This window comes from Bradyrhizobium sp. Arg237L (assembly GCF_029990105.1).
Lineage (GTDB): Bacteria > Pseudomonadota > Alphaproteobacteria > Rhizobiales > Xanthobacteraceae > Bradyrhizobium.
Genome location: NZ_JAQMIL010000112.1, coordinates 1 through 19910 on the forward strand (window position 1 = coordinate 1; position 19910 = coordinate 19910).

At 63.4% G+C, this 19910-nt stretch carries 14 protein-coding genes, 1 pseudogene and 1 riboswitch; of the genes and pseudogenes, 7 read left to right on the plus strand and 8 right to left on the minus strand.

What is annotated here, in order from left to right; genetic code table 11:
- Positions 1 to 236: pseudogene (locus tag OZ411_RS40310) on the plus strand (hypothetical protein); the annotation flags it as partial.
- A gap of 458 nt (positions 237 to 694) precedes the next feature.
- Here OZ411_RS40310 and OZ411_RS40315 read toward each other — a convergent pair.
- From OZ411_RS40315 to alaS, 6 genes are all read right to left on the minus strand, one after another.
- Positions 695 to 2281, minus strand: coding sequence for an adenylate/guanylate cyclase domain-containing protein (locus tag OZ411_RS40315; protein WP_282532385.1), 1587 nt, complete (start codon positions 2279 to 2281; stop codon positions 695 to 697).
- A complete protein-coding gene (locus OZ411_RS40320; RefSeq protein WP_282532386.1) occupies positions 2278 to 4701 on the minus strand; it encodes a response regulator in 2424 nt (807 codons plus the stop codon). The genes OZ411_RS40315 and OZ411_RS40320 overlap by 4 nt, the downstream gene beginning before the upstream one ends.
- 94 nt (positions 4702 to 4795) lie before the next feature.
- Positions 4796 to 5935 carry an FIST N-terminal domain-containing protein gene (locus tag OZ411_RS40325; protein ID WP_282532387.1) on the minus strand — a complete coding sequence of 380 codons (1140 nt, stop codon included), beginning with the start codon at positions 5933 to 5935 and terminating at the stop codon, positions 4796 to 4798.
- Positions 5936 to 5976: 41 nt separating this feature from the next.
- The gene (locus OZ411_RS40330) at positions 5977 to 6351 is read right to left on the minus strand and encodes a response regulator (RefSeq protein WP_130581571.1); all 375 of its coding nucleotides are present in this window, start codon (positions 6349 to 6351) and stop codon (positions 5977 to 5979) included.
- A gap of 498 nt (positions 6352 to 6849) precedes the next feature.
- Positions 6850 to 8109, minus strand: coding sequence for a cyclic nucleotide-gated ion channel (locus OZ411_RS40335; RefSeq protein ID WP_282532388.1), 1260 nt, complete (start codon positions 8107 to 8109; stop codon positions 6850 to 6852).
- A gap of 6 nt (positions 8110 to 8115) precedes the next feature.
- Positions 8116 to 10788: an alanine--tRNA ligase gene (alaS, locus tag OZ411_RS40340; RefSeq protein WP_282532389.1), complete on the minus strand. Its 2673-nt coding sequence runs from the start codon at positions 10786 to 10788 to the stop codon at positions 8116 to 8118.
- 203 nt (positions 10789 to 10991) lie between these two features.
- Positions 10992 to 11079: riboswitch (glycine riboswitch) on the plus strand.
- Between the two features lie 135 nt (positions 11080 to 11214).
- Between alaS and gcvT the strand changes: the two genes are divergently transcribed.
- Genes gcvT through gcvP form a run of 3 tightly spaced genes read left to right on the plus strand, consistent with a single transcriptional unit; the run spans position 11215 to position 15621 of the window.
- The gene (gcvT, locus tag OZ411_RS40345) at positions 11215 to 12360 is read left to right on the plus strand and encodes a glycine cleavage system aminomethyltransferase GcvT (RefSeq protein WP_282532390.1); all 1146 of its coding nucleotides are present in this window, start codon (positions 11215 to 11217) and stop codon (positions 12358 to 12360) included.
- Between the two features lie 12 nt (positions 12361 to 12372).
- Positions 12373 to 12738, plus strand: coding sequence for a glycine cleavage system protein GcvH (gcvH, locus tag OZ411_RS40350; RefSeq protein WP_130581567.1), 366 nt, complete (start codon positions 12373 to 12375; stop codon positions 12736 to 12738).
- 9 nt (positions 12739 to 12747) lie between these two features.
- Positions 12748 to 15621, plus strand: coding sequence for an aminomethyl-transferring glycine dehydrogenase (gcvP, locus tag OZ411_RS40355; protein ID WP_282532391.1), 2874 nt, complete (start codon positions 12748 to 12750; stop codon positions 15619 to 15621).
- A 156-nt stretch (positions 15622 to 15777) separates the two neighbouring features.
- Here gcvP and OZ411_RS40360 read toward each other — a convergent pair whose 3' ends face one another.
- Positions 15778 to 16758: a hypothetical protein gene (locus OZ411_RS40360; RefSeq protein ID WP_282532392.1), complete on the minus strand. Its 981-nt coding sequence runs from the start codon at positions 16756 to 16758 to the stop codon at positions 15778 to 15780.
- Between the two features lie 101 nt (positions 16759 to 16859).
- Positions 16860 to 17948, minus strand: coding sequence for a recombinase RecA (recA, locus tag OZ411_RS40365; protein WP_130581564.1), 1089 nt, complete (start codon positions 17946 to 17948; stop codon positions 16860 to 16862).
- Between the two features lie 329 nt (positions 17949 to 18277).
- On the opposite strand from recA, the gene OZ411_RS40370 reads away from it, so the two are divergent.
- The 3 genes from OZ411_RS40370 to OZ411_RS40380 all read left to right on the plus strand — a co-directional run bounded on the left by OZ411_RS40370 (position 18278) and on the right by OZ411_RS40380 (position 19833).
- Complete coding sequence (locus OZ411_RS40370) at positions 18278 to 18445, plus strand: hypothetical protein (RefSeq protein ID WP_282532393.1); 168 nt, start codon at positions 18278 to 18280, stop codon at positions 18443 to 18445.
- Between the two features lie 833 nt (positions 18446 to 19278).
- Complete coding sequence (locus tag OZ411_RS40375; protein WP_282532394.1) at positions 19279 to 19488, plus strand: hypothetical protein; 210 nt, start codon at positions 19279 to 19281, stop codon at positions 19486 to 19488.
- 111 nt (positions 19489 to 19599) lie between these two features.
- Positions 19600 to 19833: a hypothetical protein gene (locus tag OZ411_RS40380; protein ID WP_282532395.1), complete on the plus strand. Its 234-nt coding sequence runs from the start codon at positions 19600 to 19602 to the stop codon at positions 19831 to 19833.
- The last annotated feature ends 77 nt before the right edge of the window (positions 19834 to 19910 follow it).

Here is a 19910-nt window from a genome sequence, read left to right on the forward strand (position 1 = left end):
CCCTGCGCGATGGTGTTACGGCTTACTTCGTGCTCTCCCCGGTGACCGGGCTTTCTTGCCACCGTCACTTCCCGCGCGAACTCGTTTCGCGCGAAAAACTTAGCGCCAGCGTCGGGGCGCCAGGACCACACGACTTCGCCGTCCGCGATACGCGCGCTCGTCAGTCGCACGCATCACGTCCACCGCATCTCACCGCAACGTTCGTGACGATTGCGACCCGCCCCTCATTCGGGTGAGACGCGCGGAGTTAAATCACTGATTTGCCCGACGGCGAAAGCGGAATATTTTTCGCTGCAAGGCTGGACAGACTTTCGAGTGATTTGCCCGTCGGGTCGTTCTGTCGCGGCTAAGCACCGAAATCGTCGTTGCACTCGAAGCGAAGCGGCCGCAGCGAAAGGAGGATGCGGGTCTCAAAGGCTCAGTCGAATGCCCTGCATGTCCGATTTCGGACGTAGAACGGAAATGGAAAACTCGATCCGAGAGTGACCGCTTTTGACCCAACTCGGAAGTCATCCACCTGTCCGAGGGGCTAGAAAGATCCCCTTCCAATTGAGGCGCCACGCGGGCATACCGGGGCAGTTGTTGGCGTCGTGATGGGACACCCAAATTTTCTAACGGAAAGCTGGGGGGCGTTGCTGGTCGGCATAACCTTCGCGCGGCCGAGCGGCGTCAGGTGCACCTTGCCGTTGCGCGCCTAGATCCGGCTCAAGAAAAACGTCTCCAGTTTGCCTTTGCCCTTTACCTCAATGCTGCCGCGTGGCTCCAGCGCGAAGGGACCGACGAGGTGGCGGGCTGTATCCTGGGATACATGGATTCGATTAGGCAGAGAATAGGCCTCAAGCCGGCTGGCGACGTTTACAGTATCGCCCCACACGTCATAGATGAAGCGGTGCGCGCCGATAATGCCGGCAACCACGGGACCGGAATGTATGCCGATCCGTATTTGCAAGGGCCAGCCGAAATGGCCGTTGACGCGGCCCAACCGATCAATCATGCCGAACGCCATTTTCGCGATCGCTGCGAACGGATCGGGGATCGGATCGGGCAAGCCGGCGACGGCCATATAGGCATCGCCGATGGTCTTGATCTTCTCGACGCCGAGCTCGCGGGCAAGCGCGTCGAATTCCGAAAACAGTTGGTTCAAATATTCGACTAACACTGCGGGCGCGATCCGACCCGAGTGCTCGGTGAAGCGCACCAGATCGGCGAACAGAACGCTTACGTCTTCGAAGCGATCGGCGATCATGGTTTCGCCGTGGTTCAGGCGGCCGATCACCTGTCTTGGCAGAATGGTCAACAACAGCCGCTCGAACTTGGCTGTTTCGTCCTCGATGCGGCGAAGGTATCTCTGCTCGCGGTCGCGCCAGCGCTTCTTGTGCAGACAGGCATTGATCCGCGCGCGCAGCAGGATCGGGTCGAACGGCTTCGGTAGATAATCCTCTGCGCCGGCCTCGATGCAGCGGACGGCGCTGTCTGTATCCGCCAGGGCCGTAATCATGATAACTGGAATGCGACGTAGCCGCTCATCCGCCTTCATGCGCACGAGCACGTCAAGTCCGTTGATGTCGGGCATGATCAAGTCGAGCAGGACGAGATCGAATTCATGGTGCTCGAGCGCCTGCAGGGCCTGCTGACCGCCGGCTGCGGAAGCGACGCGATGACCATCGCGGGCCAGTCGGCGCGACAGGAGATCGCGGTTGGCTTCGATATCGTCGACAACGAGAATGGAGCCGGTTTCGGTGACGGCAGACGGCTCCTGACGGACGGGCCCCAGGCTGCGAATCAGTTCGCTTACCATTGCCGCGCCGGTCTGGTCGCAGGCTAGGCTCGTCTCATCGAGATCGGCCGAAAATCGCACGATGTGATCGAGACGTGGCAGCAGGTCGGTGGCCGCCAGCAGCACTCGGTCGAGGTCTGCCCGCAGCGCGCTCGAGATATCGGCTAGATCCTCGCTGAGCATCTCGGCATAGCCTTTGATCGCGTTCAAGGGTGTACGCAGCTCATGGCGTAGCTGCTGCTCCTGGGTGGCGGCCGCCTGGCCGGTCAGGTTGTTCTCGCGATCGCCCTCGACCAGCCGGTCGACCTTGTCGGCGAGATCCCGCGCGGCACGGAGGACACAGTTGACATCCGGCAGCATATCCTGACGCCCGTCCCGCGACGCCTCTTCGTGCATGATCTCTGCATAGCCGAGCAGGGCGTTGACCGGGGATAGCAGTTCCTGGCGAAGGTGGGCGAGCCGAATTCGTGAGGCGCGCGCGCTGTCGGTGTCAATGATGCTCATGGCCGCTCCGGACCCGCGCGGGGGGCATGCCGGGGTACCAGTTCGTCGAGCGCCGCCAGCACGGCTTTGCCGCTGAATTCGCCCTTGTGCACCAAATGCTGCACCTGGCCGTTGAGGCGCGCGAGATCCTCGGCCGTCAGGGCCTTCGCGGTGACGACGATGACCGGGATGCGTCGCCAGCGGGATTCGGCGCGCAGCCGCGCGACGAACTCGAACCCGTCCATCTCGGGCATCATCAGGTCGAGCAGAATTGCGTCCGGTGAAGCCTCGTTCAAGCGTTCGAGGCCAACCCGACCATTCTCCGCTTGCGTGACCATGCAATCGATCTCCCGCAACGCGCGCCCCATCAGCTCGCTGGTCGGAGCGTCATCCTCGACGATCAGCACGTGCCGTGGCTCGCCCCTCGGGCAGCACTTTTCCACCGCGCGGACCAGTTGGTCGCGATTGATCGGCTTGATCAGGTAATCGGCGGCGCCGAGCGAGAAGCCGATGCTCTGGTTGTCGACGATCGTGACCATGATCACGGGAATTTCGGCGAGTGCCGCATCTTCCTTCATGGCACTGAGCACGGCCCAGCCGTCCATCTGCGGCATCAGAACGTCGAGTGTGACCACGTCGGGTTTCAGCGTGCGGGCAAGCTGCATCGCCTCCTCGCCATTGGCAGCCGTGCGAACGGCGTAACCGCCGCGCTGCAGGTGTCGGCACAGCAGCTCCCGCGCATTGGGATCATCGTCAACCACGAGAACGATGGGCGCATGCTCGGGCTCCGCGACCTGCAGACCAGGAGAGCGCTTCTCTAGCGTCGGGGTCGCAGTGTCCGGAGCGGCGCGTGTCACCGCCGGCAGACGAACCACGAAGGTCGTTCCCTTGCCGGCTTCGCTGGTCAGAGTCACATCGCCGCCCAGCAGCAGGCAGAAGCTCTTGGTGATGGCGAGGCCGAGCCCGGTACCGCCATAGGCGCGGTTCGTCGATTCATCGGCCTGAGTGAAGGCCTCGAACACCTTGGCCTGCTGATCTGGCGTCATGCCGATACCGGTGTCGCGCACCTGAAACTCGATCCCGTCGCCGGCGTCGGTTGTATCGCGGAGCGCGGTCAACGTGATCGTCCCGTTCCTTGTGAACTTGCAGGCATTGCTGAGAAGGTTGAACAAGATCTGCCGCACCTTGGTCAGATCGCTGTGGATCGTGCCGACCTCGTCGGCGCAGTTGACCATGAGCGCATTGCCGGTCTTCTTGGCTAGCGGGATGACGGTCGCGGCGACGCCATCGATCATGGGCCGCAGTTCGAACGCCTCCAGATAGAGCGTCATCTTGCCGGCCTCGATCTTGGATACATCGAGGATGTTGTCGATCAGGCCGAGCAGATGCTTGCCGGCATCCTGAATTTTGCGCAGGTCCGCCGTCTCCGATTCGCGCCCGGCACCCTGGGCGTCCTCGAGCAGCATCTCGCTGTAACCGATGATCGCGTTCAAGGGCGTGCGCAGCTCATGGCTCATGCTGGCGACGAAGTCCGACTTCGCACGGGTCGCCTGCTCGCTCGCCCAGATCGCTTTGTGCAGCTCGCCTTCCATGCGCTTGCGGTCGCTGATGTCGGCGAGGCCGTTGATCATCGCCGGCCGCCCCTCGAACTGGACGTGCTGCGAGGCTATCAGCGCCCAGAACTCCTCGCCTCCGGCCCGCTTGAGCAGCATCTCCATGCCCTCCACATGGCCATGCTCGGTGAGCGCGCCGATGAAGCGCTCGCGATGCTGCGGGTCGGCGTAGAGAGTTTTCGCTTGAACGCCCAGGGCGGCGGAACCTTCGAGCCCGAACATTTCGCCAAAACGTTGATTGGCATACCGGATGATCCCGTCGTCGAATGTGACGATCGCCACCGCCATCGGTGCGGCCTCGGCAATGACACGGAGCCGCTGCTCGCTCTCCTGAATCGCCTGCTCCGCCTGCTTCACGTCGGTGATATCGGTGTAGGTCGCGACCGTGCCGCCGTCGTCGGTTTTGCGCTCGTTGATCTGGATCCAGCGCCCGTTGGAGCGTCGTTGCAGATGCGTACCCTTGGGATCGTGGTGCCTGGTTAGGCGTTCCGCGACCCAAGCCTCGTCGCGCCCCTTGGCGTCGCGGATCTCGCCTCTTGCGACTGCATTGCGGAGGATCGTTTCGAATGATACGCCCTCCTTCACGACATCGATGGTGCGGGTGCCGTGCATGTCTAAGTACCGCCGGTTGTATATCACCAGTTTGTCGTCGGCGTCGTAGAGCGAGAAGCCCTCCGAGATGCTCTCGATCGCGTCGGTCAGCCGGGTCTGGGCCTGCGTAGCCTTGTCGCGCGCCTCCGACAGCTCCTCGACGCTCAGCTCCAGCGAGCGCTCGAGCATCGCCCGATCGCTGTCGAAATCGGCGTATGCGGCATCGACGGCTGCCACGAAAGGCTGCAGCCCAGTCGGCAATTCGCCCTCGACACCGAGGTGCTTTCTGAGCTGACGTCGTAGCAGCCTGTGCATCTGTGCCCTGTGACGGTCAGTCCTCGGCGAAAGTCGTGATGGTCATGGTTTGATTGTGCAGGCGGCACTCGCCACCGTGTACGAAGGGGCTAAGCTCGCCGTACGAGTAGAACCCGGAAATCTTCGTATCCTTCCCGAACACATTCCTGATTGCTTCGATCTCTTCTTCGGTACGCTGCTTCATCACAAGCTTGCGACCGACGCAGCTCACCAGAATGGCAAGATCCGGCTGCTTATCGCTCAGCCCGCTGAGGCTGGCCCTGGCGGCGGACGTCGCGCCGTCGACGAGATCGTCAACGTTGGTCTTCATCAACCGCGCCGTTCCGCCCTGTGGGATGTCGCCGGCGAAGGTCATCGACTTTTTCTGCTCGTCTATGGACAGGACGGTCCGGACGACACCCTGGCCTCCCTTTGCGTCGGTAACCAGGATTGGGAAAAGCAAGGCAGAGCTTGGCAACTGCTCGGCGTGCGAGCCCAGGTACGATTTATAGAGATCGAGCGCCGACCGCCCATCCAGCTCATAGAGGACGTTGCCCTCGGCCCGAGTGATGGTGCGCAGCGGCCCGAACGGCTCCCAGCCGCCCATCGATGCGTAGCCAATGCGCAAATCGTTGCCGTACAGACCGACCGCTGCCACGCGCTGAGGGCCCGCGGCATCGTCGGCAATGACCCAAGTCTCGGAAAAGTTGGTTCCATCTCCGGAAAGGCCGCCGGTGATCGACACGCCTTCCGAGACGCCGCCCGCGAGACCGCGCGCCAGGTCGGAGCCATTGACGTGTAAGCCATCAGAAAGCACGAACACGTGGCGCAACGAGGCGTCGTTGAGCTGCCGTGCGAGCTCCTTGCCGACGTCATAGCTCGCCTTCGCCTCGCCAATCGCAGCGGAGGCGAACCGGAGCCGCGTATGTTCGAAGTCCGCAAGGGTGGCAATCACCGAGTCGTCGACGACCATGTCGCCGACGATCTCCCCGGAAGTCGAGCAACCGAGCATGGCGGCCCCTTTAAAATGGTCGCGCAGCTCATCCACGGGGGCGCCTGCCTGCATCAGTGATCTCGCGCCAAAAACGAACACGACACTTTGTCGTCCGACTTCATCGGTCGGCAAATTCGGGCGCCATCCCTCACTTTGAGACCATTTGTATTGAGCCGTTTTCATGAGTTGCTCCCTCTCATCGCTCGTTCGGACCTTGTGATCGTCTACCGTCCCGCAGCCGCGAGGAGCGCCTCGATCTTACCAAGCAGCCTCTGCAGCTCGATCGGTTTTGTGTCATAGTCGTCGCAGCCGGCCTCGAGGGCCTTGGCCCGGTCGGTCGCCATAGCGTGCGCCGTGAGCGCGATGATCGGGATCTTGCGCAGCTCAGGCGCGGCCTTGATCCGGCGCGTCGCTTCCCAACCGTCGATCACCGGTAGGCTCATGTCCATCAAAATGAGATCGGGCCTCTCATTCGTCGCCATTTCGACGCCGCGCGCTCCGTCCTCGGCGACGGCAACTTCGTAGCCGCCGCGCACGAGGCGCCGCGAGAGCATGTCGCGGTTCATCTCGTTGTCTTCGATCAGCAGGATCTTGGGCATCGCACAGCCTCGAGCCGGACTGTGAGCACTGCTTACCGGGATCGCCCGGATGACATCAATAGACGCTAAAAAAAATAGCTTAGCACCCCAGCCTGCCTGTCGCATCACAAAAATGGCGAGTAGGCCGACAGGGAATTCCCAAAGTTCGAGGTGATTTTTCAGTGGTACAGTGGGTCACAGCCGAGTTTTTGTACTCAGGAACTGCAACCAATAGATGCGAGAGGCGATCATTCATACTCGATAAAGCCCATAATTCGCACATGTGGGGGGCTTTCCATTCCTTGCATGTATGTACGCTGACATGCCATATCGTAGCAGCAAGGCGAACTCGCTGTTCAAGACTGTGAGCGACGAAGCATCAATCAAGCGGGGCAGCCGTAAGTTGGCGCCCTCTTTCATTTTAGACCAAACTTGTGATGTCGCCTGTTGGCCCATCGCGTCGATATTGGCTTGTCTGCTCTTGCACCGCTCTTCAGGACTCAGCGGGCGTGAATCACTTTATGAGTGCACGGCCTGATCGTCGTTTCCGCCGCCGGTCTCGGCCGGCTCCGCCTGCGCGATCTCGGCCGCGGCGATATCCCCCTTGCTGACTTCCCCGGTATCGGCGATCCGCGCTTCCGCTGTCTCCTTCACGTGCGCGGCAAGCGCCGGCAGGCGTTCGATCAAAGCATGGAAATCCTGGGCGTCGAGCGCGAGCAGCCTCGTCTTGCGCGTCGCGGTCACGGTGCCGGAGCGGCTGGTGCGCTTGAGCAGTGCGATCTCGCCGAAGAAGGTGCCGTCGGAGAGCCTGACCCGCTGGCTCGGCAATTCGATCTCCACCTCGCCTGCGGTGATGAAATACATCGACGAGGCCACGTCGCCGCGGCGGACCAGCACCTCGCCCTGCTCGATGGTCTGGGCGCGCAATAGCCGCATGATGTCGGCGATCTCGGCGGCGCCGAGGTGCGAGAACAGCGGCACCCGCGCCAGCATGCCCCAGGTGACGACGAAATCGCGCCGGCGCACCTCGTCGGCGAAGGCGGTCGAGATGATCGCGACCGGCAGCGCGATCATGGCAAATCCGAACACGATCGCGAACACCGTGACGATCTTGCCGAGCGGCGTCACCGGGATCACGTCGCCATAGCCGACGGTGCCGAGCGTCACCATCGCCCACCACATCGCCTGCGGGATGGTGCCGAACTTGTCCGGCTGGACCTTGTGCTCGATGGCGTAGAGCAGCGAAGCGAACAGCAGCACCGCGCCGGCGAGGATCACGAGACAGCCGACCAGCGTGCGCCGCTCGGCGTGCAGCGCCGCCAGCAGCGAGCGCATCGCCGGCGAATAGCGCACGAGCTTCAAGAACGGCAGCATGCCGAACAGCACCACCGCAGTCTTGTCGCCCAGCATCAGCGCGATCGCCGACGGCAGGAACGCCATGAGGTCGATGATGCCGAAGCTCGAGAACACATATTCGAGCCGCGCCCGCGCGGCAGTCGTGGCGTGCAGGGAGTGGCCGGCCACGCTCCAGATCCGCACCGCATATTCCAGCGCGAAGACGATGACCGCGGCGACCTCGATGGTCGCAAACAGCGCCGCGAACGAGGCGTCAAGCTCCGGCACCGACGCCAGGATCGCCGCCAGCACATCGATGGCTATGATGAGGACGAGCAGCCGGACCAGGCGCGCGCCGGGCGAATAAGGCAGATGGTCGTGCTCGAGCAATTCGTAGAGCCGGTCCCGCAACTCAGGGGCACCGGTCTCGCGCTTGCCGGGCATGGTCGCTTACACGCCGGCGAGCGCTTGCTCGATCGCCGATAGCGCCGCATTGGCCTTGGCGCCATCCGGCCCACCGGCCTGCGCCATGTCGGGCCGGCCGCCGCCGCCCTTGCCGCCGAGCGCCTCCGATCCCTTGCGGACCAGATCGACCGCGTTGAAACGGGAGGTGAGATCAGCGGTGACGCCGACCACGATGCCGGCCTTGCCGTCCTCGGTGACGCCGACGATCGCGACCACGCCGGAGCCGATCTGCTTCTTGCCGTCGTCGACCAGGCTCTTGAGGTCCTTGGTCTCGACGCCCTCGACGGCGCGTGCCAGCAGCTTGACGTTGCCGACCTCGCGGACACCGGCGCCGCCGCCGTTCGACGCAGCGCCGCCGCCCATCGCAAGCTTCTTGCGCGCATCCGACAGGTCGCGCTCGAGCTTCTTGCGCTCTTCCATCAGCGAGGCGATGCGCGCCGGCACGTCCTCGACCGACGTGCGCAGCTCCTGCGCCGCGGTCTTCGCCAGCGTAATGGTGTCATTGGCGTGCTTGCGGGCATAGCTGCCCGTCAGCGCCTCGATGCGGCGGACACCGGAGGCTACCGCGCTTTCGTTGGTCACCGAGATCAGCCCGATGTCGCCAGTGCGCCGCACATGGGTGCCGCCGCACAATTCCACCGACCAGCCCAGCGCGTTCTGGCCCTGCTCGCGCGGGCCCTTGCCCATCGAGACCACGCGGACCTCGTCGCCGTACTTCTCGCCGAACAGCGCGCGGGCGCCGGCTTCGCGGGCGTCGTCCACCGCCATGACGCGGGTGGTCACCTCGTCGTTCTCGAGCACCACGTCGTTGGCGATGTCCTCGACCCGGGCGAGTTCCTCCGCCGTGATCGGCTTCGGGTGCACGAAGTCGAAGCGCAGCCGGTCCGGCGCGACCAGCGAGCCGCGTTGGGCGATGTGGTCGCCGAGCACCTGCCGCAGCGCCTCGTGCAACAGATGCGTCGCCGAGTGGTTGCGCCGGATCGCCGAACGCCTGCCGTGATCGACGTCGAGCTGCAGCGCGGTGCCGGCCTTCAGGGTGCCCCGCTCCACCTGGCCGATGTGAACGAAGAGATCGCCAGCCTTCTTCTGGGTATCGGTGACGCGGAACGTGACGCCTTCGCCGGTCAAAACTCCGATGTCGCCGACCTGGCCGCCGGACTCCGCATAGAACGGCGTCTGGTTGAGAACCACCGCGCCGCTCTCGCCGGCCTTCAGGCCATCGACCTCAGCACCATCCTTCACCAGCGCCGCGACCACGCCCTCGGCGCGTTCGGTCTCGTAGCCGAGGAATTCCGTCGCGCCGAGCTTCTCACGCAGCGGGAACCAGACGCTCTCGGTCGCAGCCTCGCCGCTTCCCGCCCAGGCCGCGCGCGCCTTCTCGCGCTGCCGGTCCATCGCGTCGGTGAAGGAGGCCTGGTCGACGCTGATGCCGCGCGACTTCAGGGCGTCCTGGGTGAGGTCGAGCGGGAAGCCATAGGTGTCGTAGAGCGTGAAGGCGGTGTCGCCGTCGAACATGTCGCCCTTTTTCAGGCCGGCACTCTTCTCATCCAGAATGGCAAGGCCGCGCTCCAAGGTCTTGCGGAAGCGGGTCTCTTCCAACCGCAGCGTTTCTTCAATCAGTTTCTCAGCGCGCACCAGTTCCGGATAGGCCTGGCCCATCTCGCGGACCAGCGCCCACACCAGGCGATGCATCAACGGGTCGCGCGCGCCGAGGAGCTGCGCATGGCGCATCGCGCGGCGCATGATCCGGCGCAGCACGTAGCCGCGCCCTTCGTTCGAAGGCAGCACGCCGTCGGAGATCAGGAACGAGGAGGCGCGCAGATGGTCGGCGATCACGCGCAGCGAGGCCTTGTGCTCGCCCCTGGGGTCGGCGCCGGTGAGATCAGCGATGGCGCGGATCAGCGAGACGAACAGGTCGATGTCGTAATTGTCGTGCACGCCCTGCAGCACGGCGGCGACGCGCTCCAGCCCCGCGCCGGTGTCGATCGAGGGCTTCGGCAGCGGATTGCGCGCGCCGCCCTCGAGCTGCTCGAACTGCATGAACACGAGATTCCAGATCTCGATGAAGCGGTCGCCGTCCTGCTCCGCCGAACCGGGCGGGCCGCCCCAGACCTTGTCGCCATGGTCGTAGAAGATTTCCGAGCACGGGCCGCAGGGGCCGGTATCGCCCATCTGCCAGAAATTATCGGAGCCGGCGATGCGGATGATGCGCGAGTCCGGAAGGCCCGCGATCTTCTTCCAGAGATCATAGGCCTCGTCGTCATCGATATAGACGGTCGCCGTCAGCTTGTCCTTGGGCAGGCCGAATTCCTTGGTGACCAGGTTCCAGGCCAGCTCGATCGCGCGATCCTTGAAATAATCGCCGAAGGAGAAGTTGCCGAGCATCTCGAAGAAGGTGTGATGGCGCGCGGTGTAACCGACATTGTCGAGGTCGTTGTGCTTGCCGCCGGCGCGCACGCATTTCTGCGAGGTGGTCGCGCGCTGATAGGGGCGCTTCTCGACCCCGGTGAAGACGTTCTTGAACTGCACCATGCCGGCATTGGTGAACATCAAGGTCGGGTCGTTGCGCGGAACCAGCGGCGACGACGGCACGATCTCGTGGCCGTTCTTCGCGAAGAAATTCAGAAAGGTCGACCTGATGTCGTTGACGCTGCTCATAGCCATCCAACCGGAAAAGGGGCCCGGAATCCGCCACAAAAGGGTTAATCTTCCGGCCGAACGCTTTTAGACAAGGCGCACGGCGGTGTCCAGAAACTGTGCAAGCACATCATAGGCTTGCCGCGATCGCGTAAAGGGCCGTTGATAGTTGCCGCGGCCGCGTTGACAGCCTTGGCCGCGCCGTGTTTCCCTCCTATCTACTCTCAGTCACGTCGGGAGAGACCGGCCTTGAGCCGGCGCCGAAGGAGCAACCGCCCCGGAAACTCTCAGGCAAAAGGACCGCGTGACCACTGACATCTGGAAAGAGGTGCGTGAGGCTTCAAGCCGGGCGCGCCCGCCGACGGGATAATACTCTCAGGCAAAGCGACAGATGGGGCTTTTGGGTTTCCAGGGGATGGTCCCCAGGGGAACCGCGAGGGCCCTGCAATGCTTGCGCGAGACGAATCCGACCTCAAACGCACTCCCCTTCACGCGCTGCACCTCGCCCGCGGAGGCAAGATGGTGCCGTTCGCGGGCTATGGGATGCCCGTGCAGTACCCTGCGGGCGTGCTGAAAGAGCACCTTCATACGCGCAGCCACGCCGGGCTGTTCGACGTCTCCCATATGGGCCAGATCGCGCTGCGGCCGAAATCCGGCAAGGTTTCGGACGCGGCGCTGGCGCTGGAGCGGCTGGTGCCGCAGGACATCCTCGGCGTCGCGCCGGGACGGCAGCGCTATGCCCAATTCACCAATGCCGATGGCGGCATCCTGGACGACCTCATGGTCGCGAATTTCGGCGATCACCTGTTCCTGGTGGTGAACGCCGCCTGCAAGGCCGAGGACGAGGCGCACCTACGGAAACATCTGTCCGATGCCTGCGACATCGATTCGCTATCGGGCCGCGCGCTGATCGCGCTGCAGGGGCCACGGGCCGAATCGGCGCTGGCGAAAATTTGTGCAGACGCGCCGGCGATGAAATTCATGGACGCCGGCCCGCGCCGCGTCGCCGGGCTCGACTGCTTCGTCTCCCGCTCCGGCTATACCGGCGAGGACGGTTTTGAAATCTCCGTTCCCGCGGAGCATGCCGAAGCGCTGGTGACCCGGCTCCTCGATAATCCCGATGTGCTGCCGATCGGGCTCGGCGCGCGCGACAGCCTCCGGCTGGAGGCCGGGCTCTGCCTCTACGGCCACGACATCGACACCACGACGACGCCGGTCGAAGCCGCGCTGGAATGGTCGGTCCAGAAAAGCCGCCGCAAGGGCGGCGCCCGCACCGGCGGTTTTCCGGGTGCGGAAAAGATCCTCGATCAGTTCGAGCGTGGCGCGCCGCGCCGCCGGGTCGGCCTGAAGGCGCAGGGACGCGCGCCGGTGCGCGAAGGCGCGGCGCTGTTCGCCGATGCTGATACGGGCGAGGCGATCGGCAAGGTCACGTCCGGCGGCTTTGGCCCGAGCCTCAATGCACCGGTGGCGATGGGTTACCTGCCCACCGCGCTCTCCGGCATCGGCACCACCGTTTTCGCGGAGGTGCGCGGCCAGCGCCTGCCGCTTGCGGTCGCCGCCACGCCTTTCGTTCCCAACACCTATAAACGCTAGAGGACACTTTTCATGACGACGCTCTACACGTCCGACCACGAATGGCTCCACATCGAGGGCGATGTCGCCACGATCGGGATCACCGACTACGCGCAGCAGCAGCTCGGCGACGTCGTGTTCGTCGAACTGCCGAAGGTCGGGCGCACGCTGAAGAAAGCGGAAGCCGCCGCCGTCGTGGAATCCGTGAAAGCGGCCTCCGACGTCTACGCGCCGATCTCGGGCGACGTGCTCGAGGTCAATGACGCGCTCGCCGCCGAGCCGGCGCTGGTCAATTCGGATGCCGCCGGCAAGGCCTGGTTCTTCAAGATGAAGATCGCCGACAAGAGCGAGCTCGGCGGCCTGATGGACGAAGCCGCCTACAAAGCCCACACCGCCTGAGAGGTTTCCATGAACGCGCCGTTCAAACCGACCAGTGAAGCCGCGGCCACCTTCGTGCGCCGCCACATCGGCCCCTCGCCGCGCGACGTCGATGCGATGCTGCAAACCGTCGGCGCCACCAGCCTCGCCGCGCTGATGGGCGAGACGCTGCCCTCATCGATCCGGCAGAAGGCCCCGCTCGATCTCGGCCGCGCGCTGAGCGAGACCGAGGCGCTGGCCCATATGAACGAGCTGGCGGCGCAGAACCAAGTGTTCACCTCGCTGATCGGTCAAGGCTATTCCGGCACGATTTTGCCTGCGGTGATCCAGCGCAACATCCTGGAAAATCCGGCCTGGTACACGGCCTACACGCCCTATCAGCCCGAGATCAGCCAGGGCCGGCTGGAAGCGCTGTTCAACTTCCAGACCATGATCTGCGACCTGACCGGGCTCGACGTCGCCAACGCCTCGCTGCTCGACGAAGCAACCGCGGCCGCCGAAGCGATGGCGCTCGCCGAGCGGCACTCGCAGGTGAAGGCGAAAGCATTCTTCGTCGATCACGAAGTCCATCCGCAGACGCTCGCGGTGCTGCGCACCCGTGCCGAGCCGCTCGGCTGGAGCCTGATCGTCGGCGATCCCCTCACCGATCTCGACAAGGCCGACGTGCTCGGCGCCCTCCTGCAATATCCGGGCACCTCGGGCGCAGTCCGCGACCTGCGGCCCGCCATCACATCGCTGCGCGCGAAGGGCGCGCTCGCGATCGTCGCCGCCGACCTTTTGGCACTGACGGTCCTTGCGTCGCCGGGCGAGCTCGGCGCCGACATCGCCATCGGTTCGGCGCAGCGCTTTGGCGTGCCGATGGGCTATGGCGGCCCGCATGCCGCCTACATGGCGGTGCGCGATGCGCTGAAGCGCTCGCTGCCCGGCCGCCTCGTCGGGCTATCAGTGGATTCGCGCGGGATGGCGGCCTATCGGCTGGCGCTGCAGACCCGCGAGCAGCATATCCGCCGCGAGAAGGCGACCTCCAACATCTGCACCGCGCAGGTGCTGCTCGCCGTGATCGCCTCGATGTATGCGGTCTATCACGGCCCCGAAGGCCTTAACTATATCGCGCGCAACGTGCATCGCCGCGCCGCCGTGCTGGCGGCGGGATTGCGCAAGCTCGGCTTTGCGCCCACGAGCGAGGCGTTCTTCGACACGCTGACCGTCGCCGTCGGCGCGAAGCAAGGCGAGATCGTCGCCCGTGCGTTTGCGGAGAAGATCAATCTGCGTATGGGTGATGGCACGCTCGGGATCGCCGTCGACGAGACCACGACATCGGAGACCGTCGAGGCGGTGTGGCGCGCATTCGGCGGTACGCTGGCCTATGCCGACGTCGAGACCGGCGCGCGCGAGGCGCTGCCGGCGGAATTGAAGCGCACCACCGCGTTCCTGACCCATCCCGTGTTCCATGCGCACCGCTCCGAGACCGAACTGCTCCGCTACATGCGCAAGCTGAGCGATCGCGACCTCGCGCTCGATCGCGCGATGATCCCGCTCGGCTCCTGCACCATGAAGCTGAACGCGACCACGGAGATGGTGCCGCTGACCTGGCCGGCGTTCGGCAGCCTGCATCCGTTCGCGCCGGCAGATCAGGCCAAGGGCTATCACGTGCTGTTTGCACGATTGGAAAAATGGCTGTGCGACATTACCGGCTATGACGCGGTGTCGCTGCAGCCGAATTCCGGGGCGCAGGGCGAATATGCCGGCCTGCTCGCGATCCGCGGCTATCATGCCGCGCGCGGCGAGGACCATCGCAGGATCTGCCTGATCCCCTCTTCGGCTCACGGCACCAATCCGGCATCCGCCGCGATGGTCGGCATGGACGTCGTGGTGGTCGCCTGTGATGCGCGCGGCGACGTCGATGTCAATGATCTCCGCGCCAAGGCGGAGAAGCATTCGGCTGACCTCGCGGCAGTGATGATCACCTATCCCTCGACGCATGGCGTGTTCGAGGAACACATCAGCGAGATTTGCGACGTCGTGCATCAGCATGGCGGACAGGTCTATCTCGATGGCGCCAATTTGAACGCGCAGGTCGGGCTGTCGCGGCCCGGCGACTATGGCGCCGACGTCAGCCATCTCAATCTGCACAAGACGTTCTGCATCCCGCATGGCGGCGGCGGCCCCGGCATGGGCCCGATCGGCGTGCTGGCGCATCTGGCCCCTTATCTGCCCGGCCACCCCGCAACCAATGGCGGAACGCCGCACCCGGTCGGACCGGTGTCGGCCGCGCCGTTCGGCTCGGCGTCGATCCTGACCATCTCCTACATTTATATCCTGATGATGGGCGGCGAAGGCCTGACGCGCGCCACCGAGATCGCGATCCTCAATGCCAACTACATCGCGGCACGCCTGCAGGCGCATTTCCCGGTGCTGTACCGCAACGCCAAGGGCCGCGTCGCGCATGAATGCATCATCGATCCGCGGCCGCTGAAGATGTCGGCCGGCGTCACCGTCGACGACATTGCCAAACGCCTGATCGATTACGGCTTCCACGCGCCGACCATGAGCTTCCCGGTGCCGGGCACGCTGATGATCGAGCCGACGGAATCGGAATCCAAGGCCGAGCTGGATCGGTTCTGCGATGCCATGATCGCGATCCGCCAGGAGATCGCCGAGATCGAAAGCGGCCGCTTCAAGGTCGAAGCCTCGCCGCTCCGGAACGCGCCGCACACCGTGCACGACATCGCTGACGACGGATGGAATCGCGCCTATACCCGCGCCGAGGGCTGCTTCCCCGACGGCGTCTCTCGGTCAGACAAATATTGGAGCCCTGTCGGCCGCGTCGACAACGTCTACGGCGACCGCAACCTGGTCTGCTCCTGCCCGCCGCTGAGCGATTACGCGGAAGCTGCGGAGTGAGGTGACGCCGTCATTCCGAGGCGCGCGAAAGCGCGACCCCGGAATGACAAAATTGTAGAGTTGTAGGATGGGTAGAGCGCAGCGAAACCCATCGCACCTGCGTGCTTTGGTGGCAAATGATGGGTTTCGCTGCGCTCTACCCATCCTACGGGATCGTCAGGACGCGACTATCCCCGGATTCCAGCGCCAGAGGTTATCGTTGGTCAAATGCGTGCCGCCCCACCAGCGGTCGATCCGGTTGTGGTGGCTGAAATCTTCCTTGTGGGCAAGCACCGCCTTGCCAAACTTGGTGAGCGACAGTCGGCTTCGCTTGTATGCCGCGCCGCGGCCGCGGTAGTTATCTCTCCTGAGGGTACGGAGTTCATCATCGAGACCAGCCACGGCGGGCGTCGGACCGTGCGCCAGCCCCTCCAGCAGAGACCCGATCTCCCACTCTTTGAACACACGACGCTGGCGAAGGCCGCGAAGATGGAACAGCGAATTCGTATCCCGGTATCCTGCGGCAATCAGCTCCAGCAGGCGCATCTCCGTCGCGCCGAGTCCAGTTGTGCTGGAGGGAAGCTCTTCGAGAAGGTCAATCAGAGCTGTCCTCAGCAGCGGTAGTGCGCTCAAATCCTTGCCGAGGAGGTTGAAGCAGGCTTCCGGCGTCGGCGCCCGATACGCCTGCCAGCTCATGCTTCCCGTTTCAAGCTTCGCCTCGGTGACGTCGACTTTGCGTACGTCCGTCGCGGCGGGTCCCTCGTGGTCCATCATGAGCAGATCGAAGTCGACAATGAGCAACCTCAACTTGGCCACTGTTTCCGGGTGGGAGCGAAAGAAATCGAGCAGCGAGATCAATTGCAACTGATCATCCGGCCCTGGATCAAACCATAGCTCGACAGTTTTGTATGGCTCGCAGAAGTCGACCAAGGCGAGGTCCTTGCGAGCTTCGCTGTTGTTTCGAAACTCGCCGACGAAGTCCGACCAATGAGATCCCGGACCGTGCTGCTCAGAACGCGCGGCGACATAGGTGGCGAAACTGTCAGGAAACGGCAATGGACCCCATACAAGACGAGTGGTGAAAGGAATGACGGCTTCAGCTAGATCCATGCGCATGAGGCAGTAGCCGGACGAGCTGGTCAGGATCAGGCGCTTCATGGCCCCCTCGGCAATCACCCGAACAAAACGGGCGCCGAAGACGTCGGCAACTCAACGTCCTCAGCGCCCGCTTCCCGCGAAGAAATCGGATATCTTGAAACTTACTCTTCCGCCGGCTCATCGCCGTCGGCGTCACGCTCGGGGGTGCCGGCGAGGATCTGCTCGGCGATCAGGCCGGAGTTCTGCCGGATTGCAAGCTCGATCTTGCTGGTGATATCGGGGTTGGACCTAAGGAACGCCTTGGAGTTCTCGCGCCCTTGGCCGAGCCGCTGGCTGTCATAGGAGAACCAGGCGCCGGACTTTTCGACGATGCCGGCCTTGACGCCGAGGTCAAGGATCTCGCCCATCTTGGAGACGCCCTCGCCATACATGATGTCGAACTCGACCTGCTTGAAGGGCGGCGCCAGCTTGTTCTTCACCACCTTCACGCGCGTGGTGTTGCCGACCACCTCGTCGCGCTCCTTGATCGCACCAATGCGGCGGATGTCGAGGCGGACGGAGGCATAAAACTTCAGCGCATTGCCGCCGGTCGTCGTCTCCGGCGAGCCGTACATCACGCCGATTTTCATGCGGATCTGGTTGATGAAGATCACCATCGTGTGGGACTTGTTGATGGAGGCGGTGAGCTTGCGCAGCGCCTGGCTCATCAACCGCGCCTGCAGGCCCGGCAGCGCATCGCCCATCTCGCCTTCGAGCTCGGCCTTTGGCACCAGCGCCGCCACCGAGTCCACCACCAGAACGTCGACCGCGCCGGAGCGCACCAAGGTGTCGCAGATTTCAAGCGCCTGCTCGCCGGTATCGGGCTGCGAGATCAGGAGTTCGTCGATATTGACCCCGAGCTTGCGCGCATAGACCGGATCGAGCGCGTGTTCGGCGTCGATGAAGGCGCAGATGCCGCCCTTCTTCTGCGCCTCCGCCACCGTGTGCAGCGCCAGCGTGGTTTTCCCCGAGGATTCCGGCCCGTAGATCTCGACGACGCGTCCCTTCGGCAGGCCGCCGACGCCCAGCGCGATGTCGAGCCCGAGCGACCCCGACGATACCGTCTCGATATCCATCGAGCGGTCGCTCTTGCCGAGCTTCATCACCGAGCCCTTGCCGAACTGGCGCTCGATCTGGGACAGCGCAGCAGACAGAGCTTTGGACTTATCCATGGAGGATCCTTCGACAATACGCAGCGTAGTGACGGACATGGGATGTGCTCCTTATGACGGGGATTCGCTAGCGGGACAAACGGGGCGCGATAAGAAATCGATGGTTTATTGCGTTGGAAATTCTGTACCACCTTTGTTCCATGTTCGCAATATGTTCTTTTTTGAACTCGGGCGCCCCAAGTTCCCGAGAGAGAGAGAGAGAGAGAGAGAGAGAGAGAGAGAGAGCGACAATCCGTAGTTCTCCGACCGAGAACGAAGTTCCTTTCGAACTTAACGCAAGTTAGCGGGTATCCGGGTTTCCCTCCTTGCGAGGGAGCATCTCTTCCGTTCCGGAATTGTCTTTCAGACATATCAGAACGGGAAATGCCATGAGAAACACGCTGCAAGACCCGCGCTACTGGCGAGAGCGAGCGGAAGAGACGCGCACCAAAGCAGAGTCGTTTGCGTATCGTAACTCGCGCGAAAGGCTGCTTAAGATCGCCGAAGAATATGATCGACTGGCTGTCTACGCCGAGCAATGGCAGTCGCAACAGTAAGGCCGCGCCATCCCGCCGAGATGGTTGGGAAGAACTGGCAGTCGTGAACTCGGCTGCGATCGATCAGGGCGCTCGCGCAAAGCTCGTCGTGCGCCTTGCGAAGGTTCTCGGAACACGCGCTCCAGATCGGTGCTTGCGCGCGATCGTTTTGCTCGCTGGCATCGATCGCCGCCGCCGGCAAGCAGTGGTGCAACGACTCGCGCAGACCCGCAGTCCCCATTGCTCAGCTACGATTGCCTCGCCCCGACGACAGCGATCGTCCGCGACTGAAACTCAATATGGGCGAGGACGGGTGCCCATGTACCGATCGAGCCCGCGCGGGCGCCGTAGTTCTCCGGACAAGAACAAAGTTCCATCAAAATGTTCGCGATTTGGTGCATCTGCCCGAGAACGCACGGGTTTTCGAACGGGGTTGCTTGACGGTATCCCTCCACACCTGACGGATCGCAGAGTGCCTCGGGTTCCTCGGACGACGACTTCCTCGTCGGTCCGTACGTGTAGCGGGCTTGTCCAAGGGGGACGCTGCGGTTGCCACGTTTCCAAGATAGTTCCGTCACGCACCGCATGAAGCAGTTCGATCGAACGTGTCGGCAACGGCGCGTCCTGGCGGAACTGACCAAGCTTTGGGAAAAATATGCACTCCGCTGGAACGGTGGGATTCGATCGATGTTAACTTACGTTAAACTCGGGGACGGCGATTGGTAGGGTTTGGGAATACCGGGACCAGCGATCGGATCGCGCAAGGCTGCGGCAACTGCCCTTCGGCAGATTGCGATGTGGCGCAACCTTTCGTTCGGCCTCGAATACCGCCGGCTGTGCGCGGAGCCTAAAAGATGATCCATAAGGGCGTCGAATATACCGTCACACTGGCCACCCCCGGTGTGTGGAAGTGGCAGTTTCAGATCGGCGATACAATCAAGACCGGCAAGACCGAGGCGAAGCTTCAATTGCTGGCGATCCGACGGGTTCAGTTACGCATCGACCGCGAGCTGAAGAAGGCCAGCCGCGAAGCGAGCAGCGCCGCGAACTCATCATTGCGCTGACAGCACTACCGTAAATAACCGGGATTGATCTTTCCCCTGTCAGGACCTCCACTGAGTTTTTGCTCCCAGTGGGTTGCCGGTCGGCGGCCTTTGATGCGCCGGTGCCATCTCATGCCGCTCTATTTCTTTCGCATCCGAACCGCCGACGGCACCGGCATCTGCAATGACGGTGCGGAGTTTGCTGATCGCGATGCTGCCTGGAAGGAGATGACTCGTGTCTGCGCCGACATGGTCAGCGGCGTATCGCGTCATCTTCGGGAAAACGCGGAGTGGCAGATCGAACTGCTGGACGAGGCCAAGAGCCCGATCTTCCGGATTCGGCTGGTCGCGAAAACGCTGGACTAGGGCATATTCGGTTCTGATTGAATCAGAACCGAAGCTCTAGATTCTTGTTTTGACGCGTTTTCTTCACGCGAACCGGT